Origin of the sequence: Gilliamella sp. B3022, assembly GCF_028751545.1 — a bacterium.
Taxonomy (GTDB): Bacteria; Pseudomonadota; Gammaproteobacteria; order Enterobacterales; family Orbaceae; genus Gilliamella.
This window is the reverse complement of the sequence record NZ_CP071867.1, coordinates 751,431-763,207: the sequence shown is the minus strand read 5'-3', so window position 1 is coordinate 763,207 and position 11,777 is coordinate 751,431. Positions and strand designations below refer to the sequence as shown.

The 11,777-nt window shown below is 34.3% G+C and carries 11 protein-coding genes; 8 read left to right on the top strand and 3 right to left on the bottom strand.

The window, feature by feature from the left end; translation table 11 throughout:
• The first annotated feature begins 174 nt into the window (after window positions 1–174).
• Window positions 175–930: a M48 family metalloprotease gene (locus J4T76_RS03320; RefSeq protein ID WP_267341668.1), complete on the top strand. Its 756-nt coding sequence runs from the start codon at window positions 175–177 to the stop codon at window positions 928–930.
• 355 nt (window positions 931–1,285) lie between these two features.
• On the opposite strand, the gene J4T76_RS03315 is transcribed toward J4T76_RS03320, so the two are convergent.
• Window positions 1,286–2,500, bottom strand: a complete 1,215-nt coding sequence (locus J4T76_RS03315; protein ID WP_267341670.1) for a pyridoxal phosphate-dependent aminotransferase — start codon at window positions 2,498–2,500, stop codon at window positions 1,286–1,288.
• Between the two features lie 145 nt (window positions 2,501–2,645).
• On the opposite strand from J4T76_RS03315, the gene J4T76_RS03310 reads away from it, so the two are divergent.
• From J4T76_RS03310 to J4T76_RS03280, 7 genes are all read left to right on the top strand, one after another.
• A complete protein-coding gene (locus J4T76_RS03310; RefSeq protein WP_267341672.1) occupies window positions 2,646–2,915 on the top strand; it encodes an ACT domain-containing protein in 270 nt (89 codons plus the stop codon).
• 34 nt (window positions 2,916–2,949) lie between these two features.
• Window positions 2,950–4,305, top strand: a complete 1,356-nt coding sequence (locus tag J4T76_RS03305; RefSeq protein WP_267356115.1) for a PFL family protein — start codon at window positions 2,950–2,952, stop codon at window positions 4,303–4,305.
• 292 nt (window positions 4,306–4,597) lie between these two features.
• Window positions 4,598–5,089, top strand: coding sequence for a PTS sugar transporter subunit IIA (locus tag J4T76_RS03300; protein ID WP_267356113.1), 492 nt, complete (start codon window positions 4,598–4,600; stop codon window positions 5,087–5,089).
• 9 nt (window positions 5,090–5,098) lie between these two features.
• Window positions 5,099–5,377 (top strand): PTS sugar transporter subunit IIB, encoded by a 279-nt coding sequence (locus tag J4T76_RS03295; protein WP_267341677.1) that lies wholly within the window; start codon window positions 5,099–5,101, stop codon window positions 5,375–5,377.
• Between the two features lie 9 nt (window positions 5,378–5,386).
• Entirely contained in the window at window positions 5,387–6,766 is a 1,380-nt protein-coding gene (locus J4T76_RS03290) for a PTS galactitol transporter subunit IIC (protein WP_267341679.1), read from the top strand.
• Window positions 6,767–6,813: 47 nt separating this feature from the next.
• Window positions 6,814–8,919, top strand: coding sequence for a BglG family transcription antiterminator (locus J4T76_RS03285; protein ID WP_267341681.1), 2,106 nt, complete (start codon window positions 6,814–6,816; stop codon window positions 8,917–8,919).
• A gap of 28 nt (window positions 8,920–8,947) precedes the next feature.
• Complete coding sequence (locus J4T76_RS03280; RefSeq protein ID WP_267355006.1) at window positions 8,948–9,610, top strand: class II aldolase/adducin family protein; 663 nt, start codon at window positions 8,948–8,950, stop codon at window positions 9,608–9,610.
• Between the two features lie 185 nt (window positions 9,611–9,795).
• Here J4T76_RS03280 and dhaL read toward each other — a convergent pair whose 3' ends face one another.
• Both dhaL and J4T76_RS03270 read right to left on the bottom strand, forming a co-directional pair.
• Complete coding sequence (gene dhaL, locus J4T76_RS03275; protein ID WP_267341683.1) at window positions 9,796–10,425, bottom strand: dihydroxyacetone kinase subunit DhaL; 630 nt, start codon at window positions 10,423–10,425, stop codon at window positions 9,796–9,798.
• A 1-nt stretch (window position 10,426) separates the two neighbouring features.
• Entirely contained in the window at window positions 10,427–11,431 is a 1,005-nt protein-coding gene (locus J4T76_RS03270; RefSeq protein WP_267341685.1) for a dihydroxyacetone kinase subunit DhaK, read from the bottom strand.
• Window positions 11,432–11,777: the final 346 nt, after the last annotated feature.

The window sequence follows — 11,777 nt, the reverse complement described above, 5'->3', positions numbered from 1 at the left end:
ATGGATGATTAGTCTAAATCTCATATACTGAGTAATCAAGTAAATATTTTTCAAGTGTTAAAACAAGCAATTATTTATTGATTATTAATAAAGTTAGTTTAAAATTTCTTCGTCTAACTTAACTTATCTTTAGTTTAGATGGATATAAATAATTATTGAAATAAGGAAAATATTATGAAAAAACATCAAAAAACATTATTAGTTGCCTTACCACTAGTTGCAACCATGTCTCTCACTGGTTGTAATATGAACCCAGATGATTTAGCTAACCTTGGCATGAAAGGTCTGAAAGCTGCAACATTAAGTGATGCTGATGTTAAACAATTAAGTAAAGATTCTTGTGCACAAATGGATGCTACGTCAAAAGTTGCTTCTGCAAACAGCGCTTACTCTAAAAGATTAAAGAAAATCGTTAAAGCTTTGGGTAACAAAGTTGATGGTACGCCTATTAACTATAAAGTATATATTACTAAAGACGTTAATGCTTGGGCAATGGCGAACGGTTGTGTGCGTGTCTATAGTGGTTTGATGGACTTAATGACAGATAATGAAATTCAAGGTGTTTTAGGACATGAATTAGGTCATGTTGCTTTAGGTCATAGTAAAAAAGCCATGCAAATTGCTTATGCAACCGAAATTGCTCAAGATGCCGCATCTGCATCTGGTAATGCAGCAGTTTCTTCAATCTCTAAATCTAAATTAGGTGCTTTAGCATCTACAGTAATTAATTCTCAATTCTCACAAAAACAAGAACAAGAAGCTGATAATTACGCATTTGATTACTTAGTTAAGAAAAAAATTAATCCATCAGGACTTGCAACTGCATTTGATAAATTAGGTGGCGGAGATTCTTCAATATTAAGCAGTCATCCATCTTCTAAATCCCGTGCAGCAAATATCCGCAAAAAAATTGCCCAAATAAAAAAATAAAACTCCTTTATTTTTAAAAGCGCCATTTATGGCGTTTTTTATCTAACTTTTATGCAATTATTTTTCTATATTGATAAAAACCATCGTCAGTGATCTTATTTTTCTTCTCCTGACCTATTAAGTAATGTTCGGTTCTTTTCTAATATTGAGTATAGTTACGATGAGATGTTGAAAAGCAATGTAGTGGAAATAATCAGTCTTACTCAATGAGAAAAGTAGATCTTATTTATAAACAGTCACTCACAGTATTAAGGTTAAATATCAAACAAATTGAAAAGCACTTGACAGAATTAATGTGGTTTATTACCCAATTTAATATTTTGATATCCTAACCCCAGCGGTGACTGGGGTTATTTTATTGTTTATAGGAAGATAAGAATTTAGCGAATCTTTCAATAGCATCTTCAAGTTCACCAATATGAGGTAAGGCGACAATCCTAACATGATCAGGTTGATGCCAGTTAAATCCAGTGCCTTGTACCAGTAATACTTTTTGTTGTAGTAAAAAATCTAAGACTAATTTTTGATCGTTATGAATATTGAATTTTTTCTGATCAAGTTTTGGGAACAAATACAAAGCACCTTGTGGTTTAGTACATGATACGCCAGGGATATCATTGAGTAATCGCCATGCCAACATACATTGATCGTAGAGTCGCCCTCCGGGAACAATAAACTCATTAATACTTTGGTATCCTCCTAAAGCAGCTTGAATGGCATGTTGCAGTGGCACATTTGCACATAAACGCATTGACGCCAGCATATTTAAACCTTCAATATAGCCTTTTACGTGCTGTTTTGGTCCACAAAGAGCCATCCACCCTTGTCGAAATCCTGCTGTTCGATACGTCTTTGATAAACCACTCATGGTTATGACAAAAAGATCGGGAGCCAAGGCTGCAATTGAATGATGAACAGCATCATCATATAAAATTTTATCGTAAATTTCGTCAGCGAAAATAATTAAATTATTTTGTCGAGCAATTTCAGCAATCTCAAGTAACACTTCCTTACTGTAAACCGCACCCGTTGGATTGTTGGGATTAATAATCACAATTCCTTTTGTTTTGGAAGTAATTTTGTGCTTAATGTCTTCTAAATCGGGTGACCAATTGGACTCTTCATCACAGAGATAATGGACTGCATTCCCTCCAGATAGACTAATTGCGGCTGTCCATAATGGATAATCAGGCATTGGAACCAAAATTTCATCCCCATTATTGAGTAGTGCTTGCATTGACTGTACGATTAATTCTGAAACACCATTTCCTATGTAGATATCTTCAACATCTAAATCTGTAATTCCTCTCGATTGATAATGTTGCATAATTGCTTTGCGAGCAGAATAGAGACCTTTTGAATCACAATATCCTTGTGAAGTGGGGAGATTGCGAATGACATCAACTAATAATTCATCTGGAGCGGTAAAACCAAACGGGGCGGGATTTCCAATATTGAGTTTAAGAATCGTTTGACCTTCTTCTTCGAGACGCTTTGCATGTTCAAGAATTGGTCCACGTATGTCATAACAAACATGATCCAATTTATTGGATTTTTGGAAATTTACCATAATTCTGCCCTTTCTATTTATTGTGATAATTTTTTATTTTTTAATTAAAAAAATAATCTACTCCTATTTCGATAATTTTTGAAGATGTTATTATAATTAGCTTAGGAAATGTCTTTTGATTGTGTAAAATTTGTGCGGGAGTGTTATGAAAACTATTTTAACGGTAATCGGTAAAGATCGAACGGGGATTATTGCAGGTATCAGTCAGAAGTTATATGAGTTAAATATTAACATTTTAGATGTAAGTCAAACGATTATGGGTGAATATTTTACCATGATTATGTTATTGGATTTATCGAAAATTGATATGTCATTTGATGATGTGAAGACTGCATTGACTCAAACGGGCGACAATCTAAAAGTAAAAGTGAATATTCAACGGGAAGAAATTTTTGATGCAATGCATCATTTATAATTTAAATTTTGTACTTTATTAAAGGATAATACTTATGGAAACCAAACAAATCCTCGAAACGATTAAAATGATTGAGGAAGAAAAACTCGATATTCGTACAATTACCATGGGTATTTCACTTCTGGATTGTATTGACAGTGATGGTGAAAAAGCACGTCAAAAAATCTATAAAAAAATTACGCGATTAGCTAAAAATCTGGTTAAAGTTGGGGATGAAATTACTTCAGAATTTGGCATTCCAATTATTAATAAACGCATTTCAGTTACCCCTATTTCGTTAATTGCTGGAGCGAGTGACGATAAAGATTATGTTGAATTTGCTAAAACGCTTGATGCAGCAGCTAAAGCTGTGGGGGTTAACTTTATTGGTGGTTTTTCAGCGTTGGTACAAAAAGGATGCCATAAAGGTGATGAAATTCTAATTAAATCAATTCCTCAAGCATTAGCACAAACAGAAAGAGTCTGTTCATCAGTTAATATCGGCTCTACGCAAACAGGCATCAACATGAATGCTGTAAAATTAATGGGGCAGATCATTAAAGAAGCTGCGGCATTAACAGCCGATAATAGCAGTATGGCATGTGCTAAATTAGTGGTATTTGCTAATGCGGTTGAAGACAATCCTTTTATGGCTGGGGCATTTCATGGTGTCGGTGAAGCCGATTGTGTCATTAATGTGGGGGTCAGTGGTCCTGGTGTCGTTAAACGAGCGCTTGAAAAAGTGAAAGGTGAGCCGTTTGATGTTGTTGCTGAAACGATCAAAAAAACCGCATTTAAAATTACTCGAATGGGACAGCTTGTTGGTAAAGAAGCATCAGAGCGTTTAGGCGTAAAATTTGGTATTGTTGATTTATCTTTAGCGCCAACTCCTGCTATTGGTGATTCTGTTGCCCATATTTTAGAGGAAATGGGATTAGAAGCTGTTGGCACTCATGGAACAATTGCAGCACTGGCTATGCTAAATGATGCAGTTAAAAAAGGTGGTGTAATGGCATGTGGGCATGTGGGGGGCTTAAGTGGCGCCTTCATTCCTGTATCGGAAGATGCGGGGATGATTGATGCAGTAAATAATGGCGCATTAAATTTGGAAAAACTTGAGGCTATGACGTGTGTTTGCTCAGTAGGGCTTGATATGATAGCCATTCCTGGTGATACTCCAGCTGAAACCATTTCGGCAATTATCGCTGATGAAGCTGCTATTGGTGTTATTAATCACAAAACTACCGCGGTGCGAATTATTCCAGCGGTTGGTCTAAAAGTCGGAGATAATATTGAATTCGGTGGGTTACTTGGGCATGCACCTGTGATGTCAGTCAATAAATATTCCTCTAGTGATTTTATCCATCGTGGTGGACGAATTCCGGCTCCAATTCATTCATTTAAAAATTAATTCATTTTTAATAAATTGGTTGTTTATATTATACACCGTCTGTAAAAAGCAGACGGAAGTCAACCGATTTATATTCTATTCTTCCTTCAGAAATATCTTTTACTCGCTTGGTAAAATTATTATCACTGAAGTTATAACGCTCCCTATGATGTGCAATATCATGGCGACTTTTTGGTATCAAATCCATTCGTGTCTTTTATTTTTATTTCCTAAAATCAATCACATCTAAACAGTACTTATTTAATTCAAGCAATAGCCAACAATCAGTATTTTAAAATTTGATGATCACAGAATGATGGAGGATGAAATGGGGAATGAATCTAGCGACCAAATTTTTTTTGAAGATTTGATTCTTTTAGATAAAGACTTCCAAAATACAAATCAATTTTTTGAATTCACATTTTCTGTCTTAAAAAAGAAAAAGTATGTTACTCACTCCTTCTTAGAGGCAATTAAAAAAAGAGAATCTTCATTCCCAACCGCTTTACCTACTGAACCTTATATCGTTGCTATGCCTCATACTGACATTGAACATGTGATTAAGCCATTTATCTTTTTTACTCGACTCAAAGGAACCATTCCATGGTGTGAAATGGCAAATAACGACCATGTTTTAAATGCTAATTTTGTTTTTTTACTTGGATTTAATGAAAAAAATGGACATATTGATTTGTTACAAAAATTAATGTCCCACTTTGTCAATTCAGGTTTTTTAGAGTCGCTTTTTCATGCAAAAAACAAACATGAAGTTTTTACATTACTAACGTCGAATATTAATCTATAAGGAGGCAATATGAAAAAAGTTATTGTTGCATGTGGCAGTGGAGTTGCTACATCTCAAACTGTTGCAAGTAAAGTTACACGTTTATTAAAAGAACGAAATCTTGATGACATAAAGGTCGAAGTTGTCGATCTAAAATCGGTTGATGCTCACATCAAAAATAGCGCGGCATACATAGCGATAACCAAAATTGAAAAACAATATCCTATCCCAGTAATTAATGGCATTGCATTTTTAACGGGAATAAATATGGAAGCTGAGTTACAAAAAATTATCGATGCCTGTAAATAGGAGTGCATTATGGACTTTCTTGCAACAATGATAAATTATATTTTAAATTTAGGTGCTCCAGTCTTTGTACCTTTCATTATGCTTATTGCTGGCTTAATTGTACGAATGAAATTTAGAGAAGACGCATCAGCCGCTATTACGCTAGGTGTTGCATTTGTGGGTATGAGTATGTTGATTGGTTTTATGGTTGGTGCCATTGGCTCAGCTGCACAAACAATGATGGAACGTACAGGCATTGAGCTTAGTATTGTTGATGGCGGTTGGACGACTATGGCAAACGTATCTTGGGCTTGGCCGTATGCTTTTCTTATGTTTCCTTTACAAGTGGGCGTCAATATTTTAATGCTGGTCTTAAGAAAGACCGATACATTTAACGCTGATTTATGGAATGTATGGGGCAAAATCTTTACTGCATTTATTGTTGTCGCAGTAGCTACACCTATTTTAGGTCCTCTTGTGGCATTAATTCTTGCTTTTATTATTGCCATACTCCAAATCATATTGGAACTCAATTCTGGTGATATAAATCAACATCGTATTGAAAAATTAACTGGTATTCCTGGGGTGACGTGTACCCATCGAATGTTATTTTTCTGTGCGATTTATTATCCTTTTGATCTGCTACTTCGCAAAATCCCTATTTTAAATAAACCGATGGATGCAGCAACATTACGTGCCAAAATTGGTATTTTTGCTGAAAATCATGTTATTGGTTTTTTATTAGGCGTGACCTTTGGAATTATTGCTGGTTATGATGTAGCAGCCATCTTAATGTTAGGAGTGCAAGCCGCTACTGCATTGATGTTATTTCCAATGATTTCTAAATTATTTATGCAAGCGCTCTCGCCAATTTCTGAAGCAATTAGTGATTATATGAATAAGCGTTTTTCTGGACGGAAATTGTTCGTAGGTTTGGACTGGCCATTTATGGGCGGGGCTAGTGAGATTTGGTTTAGTGTAATTGTTGCTATTCCGGTTACTTTAATTTGGGCAGTTATTTTACCGGGCAATAAAATTCTACCATTTGCTGGCATTATTAACATTGCTCTTATTGTTCCAGCTTATATTTTGACTAAAGGTAATACTTTAAGAATGGTGATTTTAGCAATTATAGGTGTGCCATTTTTTTTATTTGTTGGTACCCAATTTGCGCCTATTATTACAGATTTAGGATTATCAACAAAAGCAATTGATATTCCAGCCAATCAATTGATTTCAAACAGCTCTATTGATGCACCGATTTTTACCTATGCGTTTTCTTTTATTTGGCAATGTTTGCAAGGTTATTTTATACCCTTAATTTTTGCTGTCTATTGGTGTGTCGGGTATTTCTTTTATTCCCGTGAGCTGCGCAGGGAAACACTACAAGATTTAGCTAAAAATAATTGATAAATGAGTATTTAAGCTTTCGTTGGAAATAGTTTTTGGTCTCTCTGATGGTAATGATCATCAGACAACGAACAAAAGGTAATTGTGATATGGTTGTTGATAAGAGAATTCATACTGTCCTAAATGCCTTGATTCAAAATCCAAGTATCAGTGGTGTAGAACTTCAAGCTGAATTTGGGTTAACACGCAAACAGCTTAGTTATACCTTTAAGAAAATTAATGATTTTCTTGAGTCTTCTAATCTTGAATTAATTAAACGTTTTAAAACAGGAAAATTTAGTGTACCAAAACATGTCATTGAAACATTTAGAGATGAACCTGTTTCCAAAACTATCGGACGTTATATATATTCGGAAGATGAGCGTGTCCATTTGCTTTTGTTCTTTTTATTAACTCGAACCGAAAGATTGTCCTTGATACATTTATCTTCCGCTCTTACTGTTAGTCAAAATACCGTTATTAATGACATAAAAAAAGTACAAATAATGATGGTGCAATATCATCTTCAAATAAGTTACGACCGTGAAAATGGTTACAGAATTGTCGGTAACGAAATTGACAAGCGTTATTTGTTGCTGGAATTAATTCATAGAATTATCAGTATGCCTATCGCAGATAAAATTTTTAAACAAAATGATATTATTACCCAAGGCGGATTAGAACAAGTAGGACAAGTATTTAGTGAAATAGAGAAAAAATTAAAAATTATTTTTACCGATGAGCAGTTACAAGAACTGACCTATTTTATTTGTTTTATGTTAAGGCGCATTGAATCGAATAAAAAAATTGAATATTTACCAAAAAATTATGCTGAAGTTGCTAATAGCCGTGATTTTCAACTGATGAAAAAGTTGATTGAAAAATTTGGTATTACCGATTTAAATGAGCAGATTTTTTTAACCATTCTTGTGCAAAGTTCAAATATCCAAACGTTATCCGATAAATATTTCCATTTAGATACAGTCTTATTGGAAAGCGCTGTTGAAGTGATTAATAATTTTGAGCAGATTAGCTGTATTACTTTTAAGGATAAAAGTGAACTTATTGAACGCATTTACCAACATTGGAAACCCGCCTATTATCGAATTCGTTACCACATTACCAATATTAATAGTGTCTATGACATCGTATTACAAGAGTTTGGTCATTTGCATGAAATGGTACGAAAAGCCATCGCACCATTTGAAAAAATTTTGCATGGTAACATGCCTGATGAAGAGGTCGCTTTTATTACGGTTTTATTCGGTGGTTGGTTAACTCGTGAAGGTTTGATAAATCAAATTAAAACCAAAAAAATCGCAATTGTTGTTTGTGAAAATAGCGCAACGGTTTCAACTTATCTTTATTTAACTTTACAGGTCTTACTACCTGAATTGCATTTCTCCGATGCGATGTCAAAACGTGAGTTTGAAAAATATAATCACTATTATGATATTGTGTTTTCAACATCATATTTATCGACGGATAAACTTTTATTTATTGTTAATCCTTCCGTTAATAATTTTCATAAAAATGCTTTTCGTAATCAGGTGATCGGTACTTTACAAGGAATTGATCCAAGCATCATTCAAGTTGAAGAGCTCATGTTAATTATTGAAAAGTTCAGTAATATAAAAGAGCGAAAAGCTTTACAAAAAGAGTTAACCGCATATTTGTATAACGATGAAGTAAATGATAATCCTTTACGCATTACTCAACAGGAAATTCCATCGCTTGCTGATTTAATGCAACAAGAACATATCAATATAGCGCAATTAGTCGATCTTTCATGGCAAGATGCACTTGAACTAGCCGCTAAGCCACTTTTAAGTAATCAATCTATTGAGCGTTGTTATCTTGAAAGAATGGTTAACAAAATTCAATTTGAACAACCTTATATTATGTTGGTGGATGGTTTAATTATTGCTCATGCTGGAATAGATGATGGTGTTAATAAAGTAGCCATGTCGTTGCTTAAATTCCCCCAGAAAATTGATATTTGTGGTTACATTCAAGCAGATTTAATCGTTGTTCTTGCGACCAATAATCCACAAAAACATCTTAAAGCTTTAGCTCAATTAAATGAATTATTAGAACTTCATGACGGAGCAGCAAATATACGAAAAGCAAACGATAGCCATGAAATTAGGAAATTGTTTGCACACTATCAATGAATATTTTGCCAAAAACAGGAGTCATAAAATGTTAGAGATTCAAAAACAGAAGGTTGTTGATATGGCACAAAAATCCAGCGAATGGGGATTATGTAAACATAAAGCTGGTAACTCAAGTGTTAGAGATGAACAAACTGGGTATGTGCTGGTAACACCAACAACCATTGACAAAAAATTATTAACCATTCGGGATATTGTGGTGATGGATCTTGATGGTAATATTATTGAAGCTGATTCAGGATTAAGACCTACAAGTGAATGTTTAATGCACCTTGAGATTTATAAAGCTCGTGAAGATATTTTTGCTGTATCACATACTCACTCTATTTTTGCTACTTCATTTGCAGTCTTATCAAGACCTATTCCAGCGGTCGTTTATGAATGTGCTATTCTTAATTTAAAAGATGGCGTTATCCCTGTTGCACCTTACGGCAGACCAGGAACAACGGAACTTTCACATAGTGTTATAGAACCCATTAAACGTGCTGATGCGATTTTAATGGAAAAACATGGCGCTATAGCTGTGGATAAAGATCCTTATGAGGCTGTTTTAAAAGCTGCTTATATTGAGGAAATGGCTGAAATTTATTATCACGCATTGCTTATCAATGATGGTAAAGATCCAGGCGGTTTTCCACCAGAAGAGTTACAAAACTGGGCGTATCCTTCACAAATCAAATTTAAAAACTAATGTTTAATATTCTTTATTTTATAACGTAATAATTCAACATTACGTTATAAAATGCAGATGTTTTCATTTATTTTGATACTATTAACTGAAAGATCTTTTTTATTGTTACTCAATAGGAGTTTTATAAAATGTTTTTACTCAATGTGATTTATTTAAATCCGCCGATGACCAGCGGATTATGTTATTTATTGCATTTGAATACATTCATTCATGTATTTTAAAATATATGCCATTGAAACCGACCCAGGATCCATATGCCCAATCGTACGGTCGCCTAAATTTTTAGCCCGCCCAAATACCGCAATCATTTGTTTGGTTTTTTCTGCGCCTTCCATTGCTGATTTAGCAATTGTTGGTAACGCTTCATTAAGTGTAAGTGAAGTTAATTCATTGGCTGCTTTTGCACCTGCTGCTAATGCATCTACCATCGTTTTATCTCCTGGTTCTGCATTACCACGTTGATATACTCCTTGCCAACCGGAATTAAGAAATTTAGCGAAGAGTTCAGAGTTTAATTCCATCGTGCCAGCAATACTTTTTCCGCCTGTCCTAAATAATGTTCCAAATATAGCACCTGAAGCTCCGCCCATACTTGTCATTAATTTTGTGCCAATTTGGGTAAATAAATCACCTATATCTTCAGGTTGAAAATTCTCATCATGGAGTAATTCAATGATAGATGTGAATCCTCGTTTTATCCCAATTCCATGATCACCGTCACCAATTATCTGATCTAAAGCTGTTAATTCTGGTTCGATTTCGACCATTCTTTGAGCAGTAAACAACATTATTTTACGAATGTGTGATAAATTCATTTTATTTTCTCCATCCAAGAGTTTGACAAGGTAGATCATAAAGACGTTGCAATTCATCATCTAATTTCATTAGTGAGATTGAAAAACCTGACATTTCAAGTGATGTACAAAAATGCCCGACAGCAATATCGTGGCTGATAATACCTCGGTTATTAAGTTCAATTCCGACTTTGCGTGTTACCACTAATAGTTCTGTATTACTAAGTGCCCCTAAATTGTTAATCAGTACGCATACACGATCTCCTGTTTGAAAAGGTAAATCATCACACAGGCGATCTATCATCTCTTTGACCACTTCATCACTTGGTGTCATAGCTTGTCGATGTAATCCTGCCTCACCATGAATACCTATCCCAATTTCGATTTCATTTTCATCCAATGCAAAATTAAAATTATTTGATTGAGGTAAAGCACAGCCATCAAGTGCGACACCTATAGTGCGAACATTAACGTTAGCTTTTGATACAACTTGATAAAGATTTTCAAGATGGTATTTCTCAAATTGAGATGCAGCACCTGCAATTTTATATAAAAACATAATACCGGCTACACCACGGCGGTTAGAAAGCTTGGATAAAGGAGCAGAGGCAATATCATCGGTTGCTCGAACAGTTTTAGTGACAATGTTTTGTTCCGCTAATAATTCGGCTGAAATATCAAAATTCATCCCGTCACCTGAATAGTTACCATATAAAAAAAGGACACCTTTACCATTTTCAATGGCTTTCGTGAGTTCAATTATTTGGTCTGGTGATGGTGAAGTAAATACTTCTCCTAATGCGCAACCATCAATGCCTCCTTCACCAATAAAACCGGCAAAAGTTGGTTCATGACCACTACCGCCTCCTGAAATAACTACCACTTGTTTGTTTGAGATATGGTTACCATAAACAGCACAATAATCTGAAATAGCCGTTAATTTACCATTATAGGCATAGACCAATCCTTGCATGACTTCTTGCCTTATGTTATTTGGATCATTAAGTAATTTTTTAGGCTTACGCATTGATTTTTCCTCTTTAATTGTTCATGTTTAATGGCATTTATTGTAGGTAAAACTAAAAAATCAAACGAACACATTTAATGACAAATAATATCCCTTTGGTTGCTCATCATAGGAAGCAACCTTTTCAACCATTTATTTAATAAAATACAACATCTGTTTGTAAAAAAGTTTGAGGTTATAGGTGTATTTGTGTAAAAACATTATTAATTCAATAAGATAAAATTTATTTAAATCATTGGTTTGATATTAGAAAAATTTTTGTTAAGGGATTCTCATATAAATTGCTAACTTGCACAATAAGGTTATAATCGATTTTCAAGCATGATGATTTGATGAATAAATAGAG

Excerpts from the sequence above, each read along its gene's own strand:
- J4T76_RS03320 (WP_267341668.1), top strand. The coding sequence starts at position 175 with ATGAAAAAACATCAAAAAACATTATTAGTTGCCTTACCACTAGTTGCA.
- J4T76_RS03315 (WP_267341670.1), bottom strand. The coding sequence starts at position 2,500 with ATGGTAAATTTCCAAAAATCCAATAAATTGGATCATGTTTGTTATGAC.
- J4T76_RS03310 (WP_267341672.1), top strand. The coding sequence starts at position 2,646 with ATGAAAACTATTTTAACGGTAATCGGTAAAGATCGAACGGGGATTATT.
- J4T76_RS03305 (WP_267356115.1), top strand. The coding sequence starts at position 2,950 with ATGGAAACCAAACAAATCCTCGAAACGATTAAAATGATTGAGGAAGAA.
- J4T76_RS03300 (WP_267356113.1), top strand. The coding sequence starts at position 4,598 with ATGATGGAGGATGAAATGGGGAATGAATCTAGCGACCAAATTTTTTTT.
- J4T76_RS03295 (WP_267341677.1), top strand. The coding sequence starts at position 5,099 with ATGAAAAAAGTTATTGTTGCATGTGGCAGTGGAGTTGCTACATCTCAA.
- J4T76_RS03290 (WP_267341679.1), top strand. The coding sequence starts at position 5,387 with ATGGACTTTCTTGCAACAATGATAAATTATATTTTAAATTTAGGTGCT.
- J4T76_RS03285 (WP_267341681.1), top strand. The coding sequence starts at position 6,814 with ATGGTAATGATCATCAGACAACGAACAAAAGGTAATTGTGATATGGTT.
- J4T76_RS03280 (WP_267355006.1), top strand. The coding sequence starts at position 8,948 with ATGTTAGAGATTCAAAAACAGAAGGTTGTTGATATGGCACAAAAATCC.
- dhaL (WP_267341683.1), bottom strand. The coding sequence starts at position 10,425 with ATGAATTTATCACACATTCGTAAAATAATGTTGTTTACTGCTCAAAGA.
- J4T76_RS03270 (WP_267341685.1), bottom strand. The coding sequence starts at position 11,431 with ATGCGTAAGCCTAAAAAATTACTTAATGATCCAAATAACATAAGGCAA.